The 20038-nt window shown below is 61.4% G+C and carries 18 protein-coding genes and 1 pseudogene; 11 read left to right on the forward strand and 8 right to left on the reverse strand.

Annotated elements, in window-relative coordinates; genetic code table 11:
• Positions 1–43: 43 nt before the first annotated feature.
• From UF78_RS08955 to nirB, 3 genes are all read right to left on the reverse strand, one after another.
• The gene (locus tag UF78_RS08955) at positions 44–856 is read right to left on the reverse strand and encodes a formate/nitrite transporter family protein (protein WP_045161810.1); all 813 of its coding nucleotides are present in this window, start codon (positions 854–856) and stop codon (positions 44–46) included.
• Between the two features lie 107 nt (positions 857–963).
• Positions 964–1341 carry a nitrite reductase small subunit NirD gene (gene nirD / locus UF78_RS08960; protein WP_045161811.1) on the reverse strand — a complete coding sequence of 126 codons (378 nt, stop codon included), beginning with the start codon at positions 1339–1341 and terminating at the stop codon, positions 964–966.
• Positions 1341–3899: a nitrite reductase large subunit NirB gene (gene nirB / locus UF78_RS08965; RefSeq protein ID WP_045161812.1), complete on the reverse strand. Its 2559-nt coding sequence runs from the start codon at positions 3897–3899 to the stop codon at positions 1341–1343. The genes nirD and nirB overlap by 1 nt, the downstream gene beginning before the upstream one ends.
• Positions 3900–4460: 561 nt before the next feature.
• Here nirB and UF78_RS08970 point away from each other — a divergent pair.
• Both UF78_RS08970 and UF78_RS08975 read left to right on the forward strand, forming a co-directional pair.
• A complete protein-coding gene (locus UF78_RS08970) occupies positions 4461–5285 on the forward strand; it encodes an aldo/keto reductase (protein WP_336434156.1) in 825 nt (274 codons plus the stop codon).
• Between the two features lie 83 nt (positions 5286–5368).
• Positions 5369–6715: an esterase-like activity of phytase family protein gene (locus tag UF78_RS08975; protein WP_045161814.1), complete on the forward strand. Its 1347-nt coding sequence runs from the start codon at positions 5369–5371 to the stop codon at positions 6713–6715.
• Positions 6716–6826: 111 nt separating this feature from the next.
• On the opposite strand, the gene UF78_RS08980 is transcribed toward UF78_RS08975, so the two are convergent.
• Positions 6827–7861, reverse strand: coding sequence for an NADP-dependent oxidoreductase (locus UF78_RS08980; protein WP_045161815.1), 1035 nt, complete (start codon positions 7859–7861; stop codon positions 6827–6829).
• Positions 7862–7898: 37 nt separating this feature from the next.
• On the opposite strand from UF78_RS08980, the gene rfbD reads away from it, so the two are divergent.
• The 3 genes from rfbD to UF78_RS09000 all read left to right on the forward strand — a co-directional run bounded on the left by rfbD (position 7899) and on the right by UF78_RS09000 (position 11849).
• Positions 7899–10370, forward strand: a complete 2472-nt coding sequence (rfbD, locus tag UF78_RS22435) for a dTDP-4-dehydrorhamnose reductase (protein ID WP_230623593.1) — start codon at positions 7899–7901, stop codon at positions 10368–10370.
• Between the two features lie 115 nt (positions 10371–10485).
• On the forward strand, positions 10486–11655 hold the full coding sequence (locus UF78_RS08995; RefSeq protein WP_045161816.1) for an NAD(P)-dependent oxidoreductase: 1170 nt from the start codon (positions 10486–10488) through the stop codon (positions 11653–11655).
• Positions 11652–11849 carry a hypothetical protein gene (locus tag UF78_RS09000; protein ID WP_045161817.1) on the forward strand — a complete coding sequence of 66 codons (198 nt, stop codon included), beginning with the start codon at positions 11652–11654 and terminating at the stop codon, positions 11847–11849. The genes UF78_RS08995 and UF78_RS09000 overlap by 4 nt, the downstream gene beginning before the upstream one ends.
• 31 nt (positions 11850–11880) lie before the next feature.
• Here the strand turns inward: UF78_RS09000 and UF78_RS09005 are convergent, their stop codons facing one another.
• A complete protein-coding gene (locus UF78_RS09005; RefSeq protein ID WP_045161818.1) occupies positions 11881–12096 on the reverse strand; it encodes a hypothetical protein in 216 nt (71 codons plus the stop codon).
• A gap of 210 nt (positions 12097–12306) precedes the next feature.
• Positions 12307–12681 carry a YgaP-like transmembrane domain gene (locus UF78_RS09010; protein WP_045161819.1) on the reverse strand — a complete coding sequence of 125 codons (375 nt, stop codon included), beginning with the start codon at positions 12679–12681 and terminating at the stop codon, positions 12307–12309.
• A gap of 579 nt (positions 12682–13260) precedes the next feature.
• On the opposite strand from UF78_RS09010, the gene hppD reads away from it, so the two are divergent.
• The gene (gene hppD, locus UF78_RS09015) at positions 13261–14340 is read left to right on the forward strand and encodes a 4-hydroxyphenylpyruvate dioxygenase (protein ID WP_045161820.1); all 1080 of its coding nucleotides are present in this window, start codon (positions 13261–13263) and stop codon (positions 14338–14340) included.
• A gap of 161 nt (positions 14341–14501) precedes the next feature.
• On the opposite strand, the gene UF78_RS09020 is transcribed toward hppD, so the two are convergent.
• A complete protein-coding gene (locus UF78_RS09020) occupies positions 14502–15206 on the reverse strand; it encodes a pirin family protein (RefSeq protein WP_045161822.1) in 705 nt (234 codons plus the stop codon).
• Positions 15207–15382: 176 nt separating this feature from the next.
• On the opposite strand from UF78_RS09020, the gene UF78_RS09025 reads away from it, so the two are divergent.
• Both UF78_RS09025 and UF78_RS09030 read left to right on the forward strand, forming a co-directional pair.
• A complete protein-coding gene (locus UF78_RS09025) occupies positions 15383–16306 on the forward strand; it encodes a LysR family transcriptional regulator (protein WP_045161823.1) in 924 nt (307 codons plus the stop codon).
• 123 nt (positions 16307–16429) lie between these two features.
• The gene (locus UF78_RS09030) at positions 16430–16996 is read left to right on the forward strand and encodes a TetR/AcrR family transcriptional regulator (RefSeq protein WP_045161824.1); all 567 of its coding nucleotides are present in this window, start codon (positions 16430–16432) and stop codon (positions 16994–16996) included.
• On the opposite strand, the pseudogene UF78_RS23275 reads toward UF78_RS09030, so the two are convergent.
• A pseudogene (locus UF78_RS23275) lies at positions 16993–17229 on the reverse strand (SDR family NAD(P)-dependent oxidoreductase); the annotation flags it as partial. The gene UF78_RS09030 and the pseudogene UF78_RS23275 sit on opposite strands and share 4 nt — an antisense overlap.
• Before the next feature lie 258 nt (positions 17230–17487).
• On the opposite strand from UF78_RS23275, the gene UF78_RS09040 reads away from it, so the two are divergent.
• The 3 genes from UF78_RS09040 to UF78_RS22440 all read left to right on the forward strand — a co-directional run bounded on the left by UF78_RS09040 (position 17488) and on the right by UF78_RS22440 (position 20027).
• A complete protein-coding gene (locus tag UF78_RS09040) occupies positions 17488–18033 on the forward strand; it encodes a PaaI family thioesterase (RefSeq protein WP_045161827.1) in 546 nt (181 codons plus the stop codon).
• A gap of 103 nt (positions 18034–18136) precedes the next feature.
• Positions 18137–19426, forward strand: a complete 1290-nt coding sequence (fabF, locus tag UF78_RS09045) for a beta-ketoacyl-ACP synthase II (RefSeq protein WP_045161828.1) — start codon at positions 18137–18139, stop codon at positions 19424–19426.
• A 4-nt stretch (positions 19427–19430) separates the two neighbouring features.
• The gene (locus tag UF78_RS22440) at positions 19431–20027 is read left to right on the forward strand and encodes a TetR/AcrR family transcriptional regulator (protein ID WP_196298649.1); all 597 of its coding nucleotides are present in this window, start codon (positions 19431–19433) and stop codon (positions 20025–20027) included.
• The last annotated feature ends 11 nt before the right edge of the window (positions 20028–20038 follow it).

Genomic DNA, 20038 nt, shown 5'->3' on the forward strand with positions numbered 1-20038 from the left:
GAAATGCAGCGAACCCAGGGAGGGCCGGGGTTCGCTGGGCTACTCAACGCAGGGCGCGCTTGGGTGCGGTTTTGATGTGAGTGGTGTAGAGCGTCAGACCCGTGAATGCCAGGCCGCCGACAAGGTTACCCAACGCGGTGGGGATTTCGTTCCAGATCATGTAATCCATCACCGAAAAGTCGCCGCCCAGGATCATGGCCGAAGGGAACAGGAACATGTTCACCACCGAATGCTCGAAGCCCATATAGAAGAACAGCATGATCGGCATCCACATGGCGATGGCCTTGCCGCTGACCGTCGTGGAGATCATTGCGCCGACCACACCCATCGACACCATCCAGTTGCACAACATGCCGCGCAGAAAGATGGTCGTCCAGCCCGCTGCGCCGAATTCGGCATAGCCCAAGGTGCGTGCTTCGCCGATATGGGAGATTTTCTCGCCCACTGCGCCGGGGTCGGTTGAGAAACCCATGGTGAAGACGAAGGCCATCATCACGGCCACCGTCAGCGCGCCGGCGAAGTTGCCGAGGAATACCAGCCCCCAGTTGCGCAGCACACCATTGACCGTCACGCCCGGGCGTTTGTCGAGCAGCGCCAGGGGCGTCAACACGAACACGCCGGTCAGCAGGTCGAAGCCCATCAGATACAGCATGACGAAACCGACCGGGAAGAGCATGGCGCCTACCAGCGGCGAGCCCGTCTGCACCGTGATGGTGATGGCGAAGACCGCCGCGAGGGCGAGGATCGCGCCGGCCATGAAGGCCCGAATCAAGGTGTCCCGGGTAGACATGTAAATCTTGGACTCACCGGCGTCGACCATTTTGGTGACGAATTCCGAAGGGATGATGTAGGACATATTCGATTCTCTGTATTGGCGATCCGGTCCCGACTGAGGTCGGGTTTCTCTTTTCGTGGGCCTGGGCGGTGCTGGCGTACCGCACAGAAGGCCCGCTGCGGTAAGGCTCAGGCTGCGGCGATTTCCACCGCGTCACCGTTCAGGCGCACCGGCCAAACCTGCAGGCGCTGCTCGGGATATTCCAGGCAGGTGCCGTCCTGCAGCCGGAAGTGCTGCTTGTACAGCGGCGAGGCGATAACCAGATCGCCCTTGAGCTGCCCGACGATGCCGCGGCCGATGACATTGGCGCCGGACTTTGGGTCCTTGTTGGCGATGGCGAACACCTGCTCGCCGGCCTCGGTCTCGAGAAGGTGGAAGAGGGCGACCTGCTCGCCGTCGAGCCAGGCAACCACACCGGAATTGGCCACCAGATCGCGGCGGCTACACAGGGCGCGCCAACCGGCGGGTTGAACGGAATCGACACGTACGGCGTTGGACTGGCTCATCAGAGCACCTCCTCGGTTACGGGAATCAGGTGAAGTTCGTGTGCGTGTACCGGTCGGCGCTGGCCGCGTTCCTTGACGAAGTGGATGTCCGGGTCACCGCGCTGGTCGTTGACGAAGGTGCGGAAGCGCTTGAGCTTTTCCGGGTCCTTGATGGCGTTGGCCCACTCGCATTCGTAGCGATCGACCACCAGCTGCATTTGCGCTTCGAGCTCGGTAGCGAGACTCAGGCTGTCGTTGATGATGACTTCCTTGAGGTAGTCGAGACCGCCTTCGAGGGATTCGCGCCACACCGAGGTGCGTTGTAGCTTGTCCGCGGTGCGGATATAGAACATCAGGAAGCGGTCGATGTAGCGCACCAGGGTCTCGTCATCGAGGTCTGTTGCGAACAGCTCAGCGTGGCGCGGACGCATGCCGCCGTTGCCAGCGACGTAGAGGTTCCAGCCGTTCTCGGTGGCGATCACGCCGATGTCCTTGCTCTGCGCCTCGGCGCATTCGCGGGTACAGCCAGAAACGCCAAATTTAATCTTGTGTGGCGAACGCAAACCCTTGTAGCGATCCTCCAGGCGCAGCGCCATGCCGACGCTGTCCTGTACGCCGTAGCGGCACCAGGTGCTGCCGACGCAGGATTTCACCGTGCGCAGCGACTTGCCGTAGGCGTGCCCGGTCTCGAAACCGGCCTCGATCAGCTCGCCCCAAATGTCTGGCAGCTCATGCAGCTGAGCGCCGAACAGGTCGATGCGTTGGCCGCCGGTGATTTTGGTGTAGAGGTCGTATTTCTTGGCCACCGCACCGAGGGCGATCAGCTTGTCTGGGGTGATTTCACCACCGGCGATGCGCGGTACCACGGAGTAGGTGCCGTTCTTCTGCATGTTCGCCATGAAGGTGTCGTTGGTGTCCTGCAGCGGAATCAGCCCGGGGTCGGTGATCGGCTGGTTCCAGCAGGAGGCGAGGATCGAGCCCACCGCCGGCTTGCAGATATCGCAGCCGGTGTGACCGCGGCCGTGCTTGGCCAGCAGCTCCTCGAAACTGATGATGCCCTCGACCCGGACGATGCCGTACAGCTCCTGACGGGTGTGGGCGAAGTGTTCGCACAAGCTTTTGTCGACTTCCATGCCACGGGCGGTCAGCTCGTGCTCAAACACTTGCTTGAGCAGGGCCGAGCACCCACCGCAGCCGGTGCCGGCCTTGGTCGCGGCTTTCAGCTCGCCAAGATCGGTGATCCCGGCGTCCACCTGGCAGCACACTGCGCCCTTGGTGACGTTGTGGCAAGAGCAGATGGTCGCGGTGTCCGGCAGGGCATCGGCGCCCAGCGTCGGTGCGCCATCGGACAGGGGTAGGATCAGGCTGGACGGATCGGCCGGCAGCTTGATGCCGTTCTGTGCGTACTGCAGCAAGGTGTCGTAATAACTGTTGTCGCCGATCAGCACGGCGCCGATGACGCGCTTGCCATCTTCAGACAGCACCAGGCGGCGGTAACTGGCGTTGGCTTCGTCGATGAAGCGATAGCTCTTGGCGCCTGGCGTGGCAGCGTGGGCATCGCCGATGGAGCCGACATCGACACCGAGCAGCTTGAGCTTGGTCGACATGTCCGCACCGCTGAAGGGCTGGTGCGGCTCGCCGCAGAGCAGGGCGGCCAGGTTGCGTGCCATGGTGTAGCCGGGTGCGACCAGGCCGAAGACCATGCCGTTCCAGGAGGCACACTCACCGATGGCATAGATAGAGGGGTCGCTGGTGCGGTAGTCAGCATCGATCACCACACCGCCGCGCGGCGCGATCTCCAGTTCGGCACTGCGGCCGAGCGCGTCCTGCGGGCGGATGCCGGCGGAGAACACGATCAAGTCGGTTTCCAGGTATTCGCCGTCCTGGAAGTTCATGCGGTAGGCGTATTCCTCACCGATGACGATTTCCTGCGTGGCGCGGGACAGGTGCACGCCGACGCCCAGCGCCTCGATACGGGCCTTGAGCGCCTTGCCGCCGTCGTCATCGAGCTGTACCGGCATCAGCCGCGGGGCGAACTCGACGACATGGGCTTCGAGGCCGAGCGACTTGAGTGCGTTGGCCGCTTCCAGTCCGAGCAGGCCGCCACCGACGACCACGCCGCGCTTGGCGTTGTTGGCAGCGGCGCGAATCGAATCCAGATCGTCCAGGGTGCGGTAGACCAGGCGCGAACTGCCTTCGGCGCCTGGAATCGGCGGCACGAACGGGTAGGAGCCGGTGGCCAGGATCAGTTTGTCGTAGGGCTGGCGGCCTTCGCGGGTGACCACTTCCTTGCGCTCGCGGTCGATCTCCAACACCTGCACGCCGAGGTGCATGTGTACGCCGTGGGCCGCGTAGTAGTCGGCTTCGCACATGGCCAGCGATTCGGCGTCGCGGCCACCGAAATACTCGGAGAGATGAACTCGGTCGTACGCCCGTTGGCGTTCTTCGCCGTAGACATGGATGTGGTACTGGCCAAGGGCGCCGCGCTCGACCAGCTGCTCGACGCAGTGATGCCCCACCATGCCATTGCCGATGACCACCAGCGTTTCACTCTTGATCGGGGTGACGATTGCGTTCATGACCGGTTCCTCCGTCGAAGCCCTGTTCGGCGTCGTCGTACAAAAACAAAAAGGCGCCTGGAGCTGTCGGGCAGCTCCAGGCGCCTTTGCCTGGTATTCAAGAATTGTGAGGTGATGGTTCGAGCGGCGTTGCTCGTAGCACCCGTCCCGTGCCGTTCGCGGCTGATGGTCTTCGTTGACCGGCGGGATGCGCTGCCGAATCGTTCGGCAGGCGATACCTGTCCCATAGCAGGTTGCGTGCCAGCGGTGTGTAGCGGGTAGTGCGCCGGGGCTGACTGCCGTATTTGGTGGGCTGGAGCTCACCCTACATACCGGACTTATTTGTCCACGCGAACCACAAGGGTGCGGTACTCGTAACCCGCTCCCTTTTTTGGGGCGATTCGTCTGCCGTCGCCCATCTGAAAACGACTGGTGCAACCGAGCGGAGCCGAACCTTGCGTGGCGGGCTCGGTCAGTACGACGTCCAAACCTCGGCACGGTTAACCTTGCCGCCTGCCTCAATCACTGATGAATCGCGGAGATCACTTGAACAAGGTCGTCGAACATCCTTTGTTGCTGGGCATGATGCGCCTGATGCAATACCCCGAACTGGCGCAGCCTCAGGCGCTGCTCGGCTTCCTGGAACGCTGCGTGGAACGCGGCGTAACCGCTTTCGACCATGCCGACATCTATGGTGCGGGAGAATGCGAGGCGCATTTCGGTGCCGCTTTGAAATTGCGCCCTGCCTTGCGCGAGCAGATCCAGTTGATCGGCAAGGCCGACATCGTGCCGGCTGCGCAGGACCGGTCGCGCTGGCAGGTCAAGCATTACAACACCCAGGCGGACTATCTCACCCAGGCGGTGGAGGGCTCGCTGAAGCGGCTGGGCGTGGAACGCCTGGATGGCTTTCTGCTACATCGCCCAGACCCCTTGCTGCGGGTCGACGAGGTTGCCCGGGCGCTGGACGATCTGGTCGGCAGCGGCAAGATCGGCTGGCTTGGCGTATCCAACGCCGAACTCCTGCACTGCCAGATACTGGCCCGCGAGCTGCCCCTGCGCTGTAACCAGATCGAGCTGTCATTGCAGGCGCAGTCGGCGGCGTGGGATGGGCGGCTGCACGCCATGGAAAGCGAAGGGTTGCATGTGCTGGCCTGGTCACCGATGGGAGGTGGACGTTTCGGCCCTCGATTGCAGCAGGCGCTCGAAGAGGTTGGCGCGGCGCTGGGCGCCACAGCCAATCAGGTCGCCCTGGCCTGGCTGCGTAAACTGCCAGGCAAGCCAGTGCCGATCCTCGGTAGCCTGCGCTGGGAGCGCATCGAGGAGGCCTTGCAGGGAGCCGATCTGCAGCTGGATACGCCTACATGGTTCCATCTCGCCCAGGCGGCACGTGGACACGGGGTGGCCTAGTACGAGAGCTTGAGGCCAGTTGCATCGCGTAATTGAGTTGTCTAGCGTCAGCTAGCCGGCTCCGCCGGATGGAGACACTGCTCATGGGAATCTCGAAGCCGCTGGTCGTGGCGCTGGCCGCTGCGATCTCCACCGCTGCGATGGCCGGCAGCAATACCCTGGTGGGTTGGGCGATGATGCCTGCCGACACCTTCTCTGACGGTCCGACATCGGCTCAGATGGCCAACGCCAACCCCTACGGCACCTTCGTGCCCCCGTATGAGAATCGTCAGCCTGTGCAGGGTTTTTCCGCCGTGCTGCCGGGTGCGGATGAAAACAGCTTCATATTCATGACTGACAACGGCTTCGGTGGTCAGACAAACTCTGCAGATACGCTGTTGCGGCTTTATAGCGTGCGGCCTGATTTCCGCTCGGCCAAGGGCGGGAGCGGGAGTGTCAGTGCGAGCGATTATCTCAGCGGTGCGCCACTGGCTCGCTTCACTCACGCGTCGCGCCTCACTCTGAACGACATCAACCAGAAGCTCGAACTGCCGATTCAGGCCGATTACCGCTTTTATTACAACGACGACTCCAGGCCACGCGTTGACAGTGCAATCGAGTTCGGCCGCTTGCTGACAGGCGCTGACCTGGACATCGAATCGGTGCGCCGTGACAAGAATTGCGCGATGTGGTTTGGCGACGAGTTCGGACCCTACCTGATCAAGACCGATGCGTCGGGCACCGTCACTCGCAGCGCCATCTCACTGCCAGGCGTCTACGCGCCGCAGCATGTCGATGTGGTGGCTGGAAGCGCAACCGCGAACCTGGAAGGCTCAGGCGGTTTCGAAGGCATGGCGATCAATCCGAGCGGGGAGCGACTGTACGCACTGCTGGAGAAGACCGTCAGCGGTGATGCAACCGGTACCTTGCGCATCAACGAGTTCGACATCAATCAGGAGCGTTACACCGGTAAGGTGTTCCTCTACCGCCTGCAAGAACCCGGACTCGCCATCGGTGAAATGACTGCGATCGACGAGACACGCTTTTTGGTTATCGAGCGCAATGGCGCGACGGCCACTAACGGCACTCCATTCAAGAAGATCTACCTGATCGACATCCGCGGTGTCGCCAGTGGCGCGGAAGTGCCCAAGACAGAGGTGGTCGACCTCATGCGGCTGGCCGACCCCGATGACCTGAACGGCGACGGCAAACGCACCTTCACGTTCCCCTACGCGACCATCGAGAGCTTGTTACCACTCGATTCGCGCACCTTGTTGGTCGTCAACGACAACAATTTTCCTTACGGAGGAGGGCGGGCCTTGAATGCGGACGTAACCGAGTTCCTGAAAATCCGCCTGGCTAATCCGATTCCCGGCGTGCGTCCGCCGCCCACGGGGCAGGCCAGAGATGCACGCCGCTGCGATGCGTCGACAGGCCTGAGCACGGGCTGATCCGCTTGGGGTGCAGATGAGCGCTTTGCTGAAAACAAGCGACGCTCCACGCCAGCCTGTCCGGCATAGGGTGGTTTTAGCCTGCCACAATAAAGCACAACGACAGGCCTATCAGGCCTCGCCCACCTGCACCACCAACTTTCCGAAGTTCTTGCCTTCGAGCAGGCCGATAAATGCCTCGGGTGCGTTTTCCAATCCCTGCACAATCTGCTCGCGATACTTGATCTTGCCTTCGGCATACCAGGCGCTCATGTCCCGGGCAAATTCGCTGTAGCGATGGCCGTAGTCGTTGAAGATGATGAAGCCCTGCATGCGCATGCGTTTCTTCAGGATGGTTTCGAGCAGCAGCGGCAGGCGATCCGGTCCATCTGGCAGCTGGGTGCTGTTGTATTGCGAGACCACCCCGCAGACCGGTACCCGTGCGCTGGTATTGAGCAGCGGCAACACCGCATCGAAGACTTTGCCACCGACATTCTCGAAATACACGTCGATACCGTTCGGGCAGCGTTCGGCCAACTGCTGCGGGAAATCGTCCGCGCGGTGGTCGATACAAGCGTCGAAGCCAAGCGTCTCGACCGCATGCCGGCACTTCTCGGGCCCGCCCGCGATGCCGACAACCCTGCAGCCCTTCAATTTGCCGATCTGGCCGACAGTAGCGCCAACGGGGCCTGTGGCTGCGGCAACCACCAGCGTCTCCCCGGCCTTCGGTTGGCCGATATCGAGCAGGCCCATGTACGCGGTGAAGCCCGGCATGCCCAGCACACCCAAGGCATGGGAGGGATGTTGCATTTCCCGGTCGAGCTTGAGCAGGCCTTCACCGCTGGACACGGCGTAGTCCTGCCAGCCGTTGCCGCTAAGCACCCAGTCACCTTCGCGATAATCCGCATGGCGGGATTCGACGACCCGACTGACCGTGCCGCCGACCATGACATCACCTACTTCCACGGGCGCGGCGTAGGACGGCCCGGCGCTCATGCGTCCGCGCATGTAAGGGTCCAGGGACAGGTAAACAGTGCGCAGCAGCAACTGGCCGTCCTCGGGTTTAGGGGCTGGAGCGGTTTCCAGGCGGAAGTTATCGGGCGTCGGTGCGCCGTTGGGACGGGAGGCGAGGTGAACGCGACGGTTATGTTGCGGATTCTGGGTCATCGAGGTGTCTCCAACGTCTGGGCAACGTATAGCCGAAATGAAGTTGATGGAGGGAGCAGCCTGTGCCGATGTTCAGCGGGCGGGTGTATCTAACGCTGTGTTCACCAGGGACGCTTGGATCGTTTGCCGTCGCCAGGCTGCCCAGCATCTGAACAGGGCGGGCCAGCCGAGTTCGAGAAGCTTTGGCGACGGGCGCGCATTGCCGCTACCGGTGCGGCTTAGCCAGGCAAGTGCGGCGTTTGAGCCCCTTTCGAAACGGCTGAAACGGTCGCTCTTTGCGCGTGTCAATAGGTCACGTTCGATTTTTGCTTCATTTCGTTGCGGGGCACTGAACCTCATTCGCGTTCCTCGGTCCGAGCTGAGCGCTGTGCTCAAACGCCAGACCGGAATGACACCTGCCTCTCGATCATGGATCAAGCGACTTATGGATCAGATATACGCCGTCGTATTGTCGTACAAGCGTAAAGGCTTGCTTAAGCGTTGCCTGGATGGCATCAGTGCTCAGACCCGGCCATGCGACGCCATCATCGTCGTCGACAACGCCAGCCATGACGGAACTGAGGAGATGCTGCTCGACTCAGGAATTGCAAATCTCAAGGTATACGTGCTGTCGCGCAATACCGGTGCCTCGGGGGGGTTCAGTGCCGGGTTTCGCATCGCCTATCAGCAAGGAGCCGATTTTGTCTGGATGATGGATGATGACGTCATCCCCGAACCGGATGCTCTGGAAAAGCTGGTAGAGGCTAATGAGCGGCTCCGGGAGCGTGAAAAGCCATGCTCATTCCTCATTTCGACGGCTCATACCGACGAGGGGCTGCTGACTAATGTTCCCCGCATCGATGAACGTACCAATGCGATTGATTATGAAAATTGGCCGGCACTGCTCGACATCGGGGTGATCCCCGTACGTCCGGCTACTTTCGTTTCGATCCTCGTGCCTCGGGCGTCGTTGCAACAGCATGGCCTGCCTATCGCACCCATGTTCATGTGGGGCGACGATACCGAATTCACCTTGCGCATCAGCCAGGAGGTACCGGGTTATCTGGTGGCGGCGAGCAGGGTGCTGCATGTGCGGCGGGTCAGCGGTGCCATCGATATCCTCCGGGAAACGGATCCGAAGCGGGTTGCGTTGCATCGACATCTGGTGCGCAACGAACTCTTCGTGGCGCGTAAATACTTTCGCAAGCGCCGTATCCTGGGCTTGCTGTTCTCACGCATGGGGCAAGTCCTGCAGATGCTGCGGCGCCGTCAATTTACCAAGGCCAGGATTGTTGTGAATGGCCTGCTTGAAAGCGTGCGCTTTTCGCCAGAGCCAGAAGCGGCCGACGCACCGGTGGAGGCGCTGGGTGTAAGCGTGCGCGAACTGATCCCAAAGTTGTCGAGTGCTGTTCTGAAGGCAGCTGACCCTTCACAGGCTCCGGTCGATGCGCCAACCGCTGTAGCAAGTGAGCTTACAGTGACGCAGGAAACCATGGACTCGGCGCTTGCACCTCAACCAAAGTCGAACATGCGTGTCCTGGTGTGTGGCGCCGGAGGCCAGGTGGGCAGCTGTCTGGTCAATCAAGCTGCCAGCTTTGGGCTGGAGGCCATCGGGCTGACGCATCAGGATCTCGATATAACCCTTCCTGCGCAGATCAATCGGGCGATCGAACAGTACCAGCCGGCGCTCATCATCAACGCGGCGGCCTATACCAACCTCGATCATGCCGAAGCCGAGGTCGCTCATGCCGAAGCGGTGAACAGCGAAGGTGCAGCCAATCTGGCTCAGGCCGCCAAGCACTTCGGGATTCCATTGTTCCACCTCTCCAGCGAGTACGTTTTCTCGGGCGAAGCCTCGGTGCCTTATCGGGAATCCGACCCGGCAGTGCCGATCTGCGTCTATGGCGAAACGCGTAGGGCAGGGGAGATCGCCATCAGCGAGACACTGGACCGATACCTGATCTTGCGCACCAGCTGGATCTACGGCGAGCACGGCAACAACTTCGTCAAGACCATGCTGAGTTTGGGCCGCAAGACCGACGAAATTTCAGTCGTCAGTGACCAGATCGGCTGCCCGACCCGCTCACGCAGTGTTGCGCGGGTGCTGATCGAGTTGGCGCTGCGCTACTGCCGCGACGGCGATCTCGAATGGGGGCTTTATCATTACAGCGGCACGTCGCCCTGTTCGTGGGCTGAGTTCGCTGTCGAGATTTTCCGGGAAGCCGAGCGGGTCGGCTTGATCGACAAGGCGCCCAAGGTGTTGCCGGTGACCAGCGGGAGCCTGCCGCGCGCTGCGGCCAGACCGGCCTGGTCGGTGCTCGATTGCAGTCGGATCGAAAGTACCTTTGGCATCAAGCCCAAGCCGTGGCGCGACGAGCTGCGCCATGTGATCAGGCAGATGAACGATGTTCCGTCCGTGCCCTTCGGGCCGGCACCCAGCCGTGTACCGTTCAGAGCCTATCCACAGATTGGCGGTGAAGGGCCTAGCCTGGCCCGATTTGCGATTGCGCAAGGAGCAGGCCAACGCTGAACCGTTCAGGGTGAAAACTTTTTCCGAATGTAACGGTCTGAGCTGCACGTTTAGCGAATGGAATTCCGTGATGACCGATTCAGCTGTTCGACGCGTAGGTGTTTCAGGTACAGGGATGATCTCGCACTGTTTCGTTCGGCTGATCATGCAGCACTATAAGGACCTGCACGTCAGCCGGGTCCTGACCCGCAGAAGTATCGGCACGTTAGGCGATTTCCCCTTGCCGGAAACATTGACGAATTCCATTGACGAACTCATTGCTCACTCGGACATCATCGTCGAGTGCACTGGGGACGTATTCTTCGGGACGGAAGTGATCGAGCGGGCATTCGAAGCCGGATTGCCGGTCGTTACCGTCAATGCTGAACTCCAGGTCACCACTGGGTCCTATCTGGCCGGCAAGGGTTTGTTGACCGAAGCCGAAGGCGACCAGCCCGGGTCATTGGCCGCGTTACGCGAGGAGGCCCTGCAGATGGGCTTTCAGCCGCTCGTATACGGCAACATGAAGGGCTACCTGAACCACGACCCGAGCCGCGAAGAAATGGCCTACTGGTCCAAGCGGCAGGGCATCAGCATCGAGCAGACCACCTCCTTCACCGATGGCACCAAAGTGCAGATCGAGCAGGTGGTGGTCGGCAATGGTTTCGGCGCGACCATTACTCGACGTGGCCTGGAAGGCCTGGCTTCTACCGATCTGAACCGCAGCGGCAATATCCTTGGGCTGATCGCTGATGGCATCGGCCAACCCATCGTCGATTACGTTCTGCCAAGCGGCTACCCGGCTGGCGGGGTCTTTCTGGTCTGCCGTCACGACCAGGAGCAAGCCCCGGCGATCGAGTACTTCAAACTGGGTCCCGGCCCGTATTACGTGCTGACACGCCCGTTTCATCTGTGCTCACTCGAGGTCGGAAAGACAGTGCGCCGTGTTCTGGCCGGCGGCGGCGTGCTACTGAACAACTCCACTGAGCCCACCCTAGGTGTTGCGGCCATCGCTAAGCGCGATATGCGGGCGGGCGACATGATCAGCCGGGGTATTGGCGGCTTCGATGTGCGCGGCGAAGCGGTGCGGCTCGCCGATGAACTCGACCATGTGCCCATCGGTCTGCTGCGCAACACCGTGCTCAAACGGGCCGTCGAGCAAGGGCAATTGATCACCTTCGACGATATCGAGATACAGCCCAGCCGCGCCCTGGACCTCGTTTTCCAACAGCGTCAGAAAGTGATGGAGCGGGGCCAGTTGCGCAGCCAGCCGGATGGGATCGTTCAGCAGGTTCAGGAACAATGAACAAGCTTCAAGACGAGGCGGAAATTTGGGCAGACGGCTACAGCTTCGTCGAGTTCCAGCGAACCGGGACCGGTCTGGTCCCGTATCACCATGAGTCCCGTCCCTTATCTTCGACGCCGCCAGTCTCGGTGCCGATGCCTTTGCCAGAGGCCAAGTCGGGGCGTGGTTGGACGCCCTGGGTCCTTCTTGCGTGAATGGGGAGGCGGTTCACGTTAACCGATTGAATCATGCCGGTCGGGACTGATTGCCAAATGTAGCGGTTGCACCCATTTCGCTGACCGCAGTGAAAAGGTTTCGCGCTATGCGAACGACCGCACCGCCAAAGCTAGCGGCTTCGTACTGGGCATCCTGCTCGTTTTGAAACACTGCCAGCACGCTGCCGTAGGAGTAAACGACTCCCCACTGGCCAGCGTCTTCTGTGTCCATTTTCGTCATGTCCATGATGTCTTCCTTAGAAATGTTACGAGGTGTGACGGAATCACGGCGCATAGATAGCATGCCGTCAAAAGATCGACAATTGCCGTTCGGCGGCAGGGCTAAAGGAGGTCGGCTTTAGCGCTCAGAAATGCAAATAAGCCGACAAGCTGCCTGTGCCGACCCTGACTGGCGCCTCATCGAAATGAGCGAATCCCGTGGCGCCCCAGTGCCGTATCAAGTACTTCTGCGCGGCTCCCCTGGATGCGTTTCATGCCCCATCGGCGTGGTGTTGGGCAGCGTCACTTCAGGCTCTGCGAAGTCGGGGCTGTGCACTTCCGAATCGAGGGGCATGTGGCTGTACCGCTGCTTATCCGTCACGTTCTGATGCCGTGTCCGTTGCTCGACCTCGGTCAGGATGCGCTTGGCCTCGCAGCGTCCGCTGATCCCGCGCGCCAATGCCATGCCGCCCATTGCCAGCTGCAGCAGGCCGCTTATGCCTCCGCGGCGCAGGCCTTTGCCCAACAGCACTAGCCCGCCAGCGACTGACGCGCTGCGTTCCCAGCCATGCACATTCTGGGGAGTGGCCTTGTCGAAAAGTCGATTCATGATGGTTCCTTATGTGGCTTGTCGTTGTCATAAGGTTTGGCATCGTCGTGCGACAACTCGTTCTCAGCAGTGGATGAGTGGCGTGATCGTCGGCGCTGTGGTGCCACACCGATAAAGGCTTGACAGTCGAGCATGGCTACCGCAGATTGCGCTAAACGTAATCTGATTACGCGAAAATAAGAATGGCGTTCACAATAGCGCGCCCCAACATGCAGTCGTGGCAAAGAATATGGATGCACACACCTACTACCGTACCCCTTCGCCTCGTCGGCTCCGGAGCGCCTGGGCGTCCAGAGAGATGAATGGCCTCACGGTTCCGGCTATTCGGTGCTGTCACGCTGATGAGCATAAGCAGTCGCGCCGTTTCACCTTGACCCGGCAGAGCAGGGTGGTGGCGCCGCGATCCGCTGATTTCTATCCGATGATCAGCGAAGCCCCAGTGAGTCGCTGAATGAAAATCCTTGGCTTCCGCCTCACGCTTGGCGACCACCTCGGTCGCAGCGTTCGGGGCATTTCCTGTGCACCACCGGCCTGACGCTTTCGCGTCGACCCTCTCATGCACAGTTAATCAAGGAGCCAATCATGGCCGACCTGTTTGAAAACCCAATGGGCCTCATGGGCTTCGAGTTCATCGAATTCGCCTCGCCCACCCCGAACGTCATCGAACCGGTGCTGGAGAGCATGGGTTTCTCCCATGTCGCTAATCACCGCTCGAAAGATGTGGCGCTGTACCGTCAGGGCGAAATCAACGCCATCGTCAACCGCGAGCCCAAGGGCGTCGCGGCGTATTTCGCCGCCGAGCACGGCCCGTCGGTGTGTGGCATGGCGTTTCGTGTGAAAGATGCGCAGAAGGCCTATACCCGTGCGCTGGAGCTGGGTGCTCAGGCCATCGAGCTGCCTACCGGCCCGATGGAACTGCGTTTGCCTGCGATCAAGGGCATCGGCGGTGCGCCGCTGTACCTGATAGACCGCTTCGGCGAAGGTAGCTCGATCTATGACATCGATTTTGTCTTCCTCGAAGGTGTCGATCGTCACCCTGTGGGTGCCGGGCTGAAAATCATCGATCACCTGACCCACAACGTGTACCGCGGTCGCATGGCCTACTGGGCGGACTTCTACGAGAAGTTGTTCAACTTCCGTGAGATTCGCTACTTCGACATCAAGGGCGAGTACACCGGCCTCACTTCCAAGGCTATGACCGCGCCGGACGGCATGATCCGTATCCCGCTCAACGAGGAGTCGTCGAAGGGGGCGGGGCAGATCGAGGAGTTCCTCATGCAGTTCAACGGTGAAGGCATCCAGCACGTCGCCTTCCTCACCGACGACCTGATCCAGACCTGGGACAAGCTGAAGGCCAGTGGCACGGTTTTCATGACTGCACCGCCGGAAACCTACTATGAGATGCTCGAAGGGCGGCTGCCCAACCACGGCGAACCGGTGGAAGCGCTAAAGTCCCGCGGCATCCTGCTCGATGGCGCCTCCGAGAACGGCGAACAGCGGTTGCTGCTGCAGATCTTCTCCGGCACCTTGCTGGGGCCGGTGTTCTTCGAATTTATCCAGCGCAAGGGCGACAGTGGCTTCGGCGAAGGCAACTTCAAGGCGCTGTTCGAATCCATCGAGCGTGATCAGATTCAGCGTGGCGTTTTAAGTACCACCGACTGATCGATAGACGGCAGCCGGGCATGATCGGCTGCCGCTATCTCGAAGCAATCCCGCGTTTCCTACGACCCCAGCGATGTCAAATGCGGTTGCCCGGCATCGCTGCATCGCGCCAACATCTGCCATCTTCGACCGACTGGGCGTCCTTACATGCCCAGGGCCGTTTAGCCTGCGGCGTCCACCAGCACCAGTTCGGCGCCCTCATGGGCGGTGACCCTGATGAGCGTCTCGCCGTGGATAGCGGCGCCATCGCGCGTCTCCAGCGCCACGCCGTTGATTTCCACCTTGCCCTTGGCCGGCACTAGATAACCGTAGCGGTCAGCATCGGCGAAGCGGTACTCGATCGTCTCACCGGCCTTCAGAGTTGCGCCTAGCACTCGCGCATCGGCGCGGATCGGCAGCGCATCCTCGTCACCTTTCAGTCCGCTGGCCAAGGCCACGAACTGGCCGGAACGGTCATCCTTGGGAAACGGTTTGGAACCCCAGGCTGGCGGCTCGCCACGGCGGTCGGGGATGATCCAGATTTGAAAGATCTGCGTGACCTCCGATTCGAGGTTGTACTCGGAATGGCGAATACCGGTGCCGGCACTCATTACCTGTACGTCACCTGCCACGGTGCGACCCTTGTTGCCGAGGTTGTCCTCATGGGTGATCGCTCCTTCACGCACATAGGTAATGATTTCCATGTCGGCGTGGGGATGTGGTGGAAAGCCAGTGTTGGCAGCGATGGTGTCATCGTTCCAGACCCGCAGTGCTCCCCAGTGCACGCGCTCCGGATCATGGTACTCGGCGAACGAAAAATGATGCTTGGCATCGAGCCAACCGTGATGGGCGCCACCAAGGGTATTAAAAGGGCGATGTTCGATCATGCTGTTTCTCCAGGTCGATTCGTTTTCGATGGAGCCACTATAGGCAGCAGGAACAATCTTTAGAATGGAATGGATGGAATAAGATACTTTCCATTTATTAGATTAATATCAGGCGCCTGCTAAGTAACCGCGAGGAAGTCAGGAATGGTCATGATCGAATTAATTCGAGGCGTGTTATGAAGAGGCTACCGGATCTCGAAGCCTGGGCGATCTTCGCCAAGGTGGCCGAAACGGGTTCCTTCGCCCGGACCGCAGCCGAGCTGGGCCTGTCGCAAGCCACCATTTCCAAGGCCATCACGCGACTGGAAGCGCGCATGAAAACCATGCTCTTCCACCGGACCTCACGGCGGATGTCGCTGACCGAAAGCGGGCATGCCGCGCTGGAGCGCGCCGCTCGCATCCTGGCCGAGGGCGAGGCGGTGGAGGCCGAGGTAACCGAGCAATCAACCAGCCTGCGCGGGCCCATCCGGATTGCGGCACCGATGTCGTTCGGTGTTTCGCACCTCGCGCCGCTCCTGCCGGAATTCATGGCGCGTCATCCCGACGTGGTGCTCGACGTCAGTTTCAGCGACGAGATGGTCGATCTGGTTGCCCAAGGGGTCGATCTGGCACTGCGGATTTCGACCCTGGCCGATTCCAGCTTGTTGGCCAGGCGCTTGTGCGCCGTGCGCATCCTGCTGGTTGGCTCACCGGCCTATTTCGAGCGCCATGGGCGTCCCGGCCACCCACGCGATCTGACCGGACATCGCATATTGCAGTACAGCTACTCTCGCGGTGGCAACAACTGGCGGTTTCGCCATAAACGGCATGGAGAGTTCGCCCAGGCGCTGTCCGCGTCGCTGTTGGCCAACAATGCCGAGGCGTTGGCACCGGCATTGCGATCGGGACTGGGGATGGCGCTGCAACCGGAGTTTCTGGCTTGGAAAGACTTGCAATCGGGAGCGCTGGAGACGGCGATGGACGATTGGCAAGTCGAGTCGATCGCGCTGCACATCGTGACCCCGCCAGGGCGCAGCCGTCCGGCTCGCGTGCAAGCGTTGATCGAATACCTGGCCGAACGCTTCGCCGCCGCGCCGTGGGCGCAGGCCGATGGGGGCTGACGTGATCGCCCAGGCCGCCCTTGTTATTCGCTGCCACCGCTTGGGATTCGCCGCGACTGTGGACTTGCCCAACCAGCCTAAAGGCGTAGCATGACGGGTAGCATATGAATCATCGAGGCACTGATGCGATATTCCGAAGATCACAAAGCCCAGACCCGCCAACGCATCGTCGAAGAGGCCGCACGGCGTTTTCGTCGCGACGGTGTGCACGCCACCGGCCTGCAGACATTGATGAAAGCGCTGGACTTGACGCACGGTGGGTTTTACGCCCATTTCAAATCCAAGGATGAGCTGGTCGAGGAGGCACTGCGTTATTGCGCGAGTGAGCTCGACGAAATCACCACCAGCAGCCTCTCAGGCGACCAACCGCTGGCCACGTTCATTCGTCATTACCTGTCGAAAGGCCACCGCGCCACCCCGGCGCAGGGCTGCCCGTTTCCCACTCTGTCGGCCGAGCTGGGCCAGCGTGGTCAGGCCAGCCCGGTCACCGACGAGTCGGTGAGCAACCGATTGGCGCAGATTGGCGCCCACCTTGAAGATGACCAGCACGCGGCGATGGTGCTCAGCGCCCTGGTAGGCGCGTTGATGTTGTCGCGCAGTGTGGTCGATCCGCAATTGTCCGACCGCTTGCTCGAGGACACCCGCGCCAGCCTGCTGAAGCTGACTGGCGCGGATATACCGCAGTCCTAGGCATTCGCTCTGTCGCGCGGTGCCGGCTGGTTACGCGAGAGATTCGGCCCCAACGCCGCGCGTGCCGCTAGCAGGCGGTTCCAGTCCTCGGCGTCCGGCTACGACGGCAGGGTGACTGTCTCGCCCAGGTCGAACCCGCACAAGGCGGCGTCCACCATCGCTTCCACTTCCATCACCATCTGCGCCGGCACGTGGTCGAGGCCGCCTCCGCTGCGCTCCCATATTTTGGTGCTGGAAGCGCCGATGATCGGTGCCGTTTCGTGGGTGTTGGCGATGTGCATGGAATGTCTCCGGAGATCTGCCGAATCGGTCGGCATGGGCATCGCGCTGTCAGCAGCATGAGGATGGGGGCGTGGTGGTGACAGCGGCCGTGGCATGGGGCTTTCCTCGATAGATAGATGCTGCGTGCTTTACATGATGGCCATCATGTGTTTTATATGTTGACCATAATTTAATAAGGCTTGCAACCGCCCATCTGTCGAGGACTCGCCATGAACTATGCAGAACGTGAAGAACGTCTGGCCACCTGGCTGGATGCAGAGAACGCTGCGCGCGCCCAATTGGGAACGCTCGGTACCGTGCCGCTCGCCGAGGCCGCCGCGATGACGCCTCATGCATTCTTCGATGCCATTGGTCGGGGTGAACTGCCGCGTCCACCGATGGGCGAGCTGATGGGCTTCGTACCGGTGGACTGGGCGTCAGGCTATTTCCTGTTCCAGGGCACCCCGGACGAGCGCCATTACAACCCGTTGGGAAGCGTGCATGGCGGCTACGCAGCGACGCTTCTGGACTCCTGCATGGGCTGCGCGGTGCATACCCGACTCCAGGCAGGGCAGGGCTATACGACGACTGACCTACGGATCACTTACATCCGTGCACTGCGCGCCGGTGTCGGGCCCGTGCGCGCGGAGGGCAGGGTGGTGCATGTAGGCCGATCGACCGCTGTCGCCGAGGGGCGTCTGTACGACGTGGAGGACCGCCTCTATGCCATCGGCTCGACTAGTTGCCTGATTCTTGATCTGAGCGCCAGCGGCTAAGCCGTCGGAGGTGCCGCTCCTGGGGGCGAGCCCACAGGACAGTACGCAGGCCGTCATCTGCATAGCCTGATGGTGTGTCGACCATTTGAAAGCGAGGTATGAAATGAGTAGTGGAAATTCAGTCCGTATCGTAGTGACGGGCACAGGTGTCGTCGGGCCCCTGGGATGTGGAACGGCGACGGTGTGGGCTCGTCTGTTGGCTGGGCAATCGGGCATCCGCGCGCTGCCTGACGAAATATCGGAGGGTACCGGCTGTGCCATCGCGGGGCAGGTACCCACCTTGGCCGACGATAGCGAGGCGGGCTACGATCCGGATCGCCACATCTCTGCCAAAGACCGCAAGAAGATGGATCGTTTCATCGAGTTTGCTCTCGTGGCTGCACGCGAGGCGCTTGAGCAAGCGGGCTGGCACCCCACCGACGAGGCAAGACGCGAACGAACCGCGACCATTATCGCTTCCGGCGTCGGTGGCTTCGATGCAATCGCCGAGGCTGTGCGCACCACCGACAGTCGCGGGCCACGTCGGCTCTCGCCATTCACCGCCCCTTCGTTTCTCGCCAATATGGCGGCCGGACACGTGTCCATCCAGCACGGCTTCAAGGGCCCGCTCGGGGCGCCGGTGACCGCCTGCGCGGCAGGTGTGCAGGCCATCGGTGACGCGGCCCGGCTGATCCGCAGCGGCGAAGCGGATATTGCGGTCTGCGGCGGGACCGAGGCCGCCATCCACCGCGTTACCCTCGGAAGCTTTGCGGCGGCGCGTGCGTTGTCCACCGGATTCAACGACCGTCCGCAGCAAGCATCGCGCCCGTTCGATCGTGATCGCGAGGGCTTCGTTATGGCTGAGGGCGCTGGCCTGCTGGTAATCGAGTCATTGGAACATGCTCTGGCACGCGGCGCGCAGCCTCTGGCGGAACTGGTCGGTTACGGCACCAGCGCCGATGCCTATCACCTGACGGCCGGCCCTGAGGATGGCAGCGGCGCCCGACGCGCGATGGAGCAGGCGCTGCGGCAGGCCGGTATTGCTCCCGGCGAGGTGCAGCACATCAACGCCCATGCGACGTCTACCCAGGTGGGCGATCGGGGCGAGCTAGGCGCCATTCGATCGTTGTTCGGGACAGGGTCGGGCGCAGCGATTACCTCGACCAAATCCAGTACCGGCCATTTGCTCGGCGCCGCCGGTGGAATCGAAGCCATTTTCACGGTGCTGGCGCTACGCGATCAGATCGTCCCGCCCACGCTGAACCTCATCAACCCCGACGAGGCCGCCGACGGCCTGGATCTAGTTGGCCTGACGGCGCGAAGAATGCCGATCGAGTACGCCTTGTCGAACGGGTTCGGGTTCGGCGGCGTCAATGCCAGCGCGCTGTTCCGTCGTTGGGATTCTTCCAGGTGATTCTTTGGCCCAGACTGTGCCCGCTCCCGATCGATCGCAACAGGCCCGGTTGGCCAAGCGGCGAGAGATGATCCAGGCGGCGAGCGATACCTTCACCGCGCTCGGCTACGAGCTTTCCAGCATGGCTTTAATCGCTGAAGCCGCGGGCGTGACGAAGGGAACCTTGTATGCGTGTTTCGGCAGCAAGGCCGAGCTGTTTCGAACCGTCGTACATGACGGATTGAATGAGCTCCCCGACGCGGTATCGGTGAATGCTCCCGATGGGCAGTTACGCATGCAGCTGAACGCAATTGCGCAAGCGCTGGTTCGGCACGCCACCCATCCGGCTTCGCTGACGGTTGCGCGCATTCTTTCGCAGTCTGCGTGCATTCCACCCAAACAGTGGCGGCGCCGCCACCGCCCGTACCGCTTGCAGCTTGAAAAGGTATTGTCCCGCTGTACAGGTTGTAGCGATCCTGCGCAAGCGGCCTCGCAATTCCTGCTATTGGCCGTTGGCAGCCTCGACTCGAATACCGTCATGCCGACAAGCGAATCCCGTGTCGCCGCCGCCGTGGATCTCTTCGTCCGAGCATATGGCGACCTCGATCTGCGTAGCTGCTAGCTCGCTGGAGC

It is taken from the genome of Stutzerimonas stutzeri (genome assembly GCF_000952685.1).
Taxonomy (GTDB): domain Bacteria; phylum Pseudomonadota; class Gammaproteobacteria; order Pseudomonadales; family Pseudomonadaceae; genus Stutzerimonas; species Stutzerimonas stutzeri_E.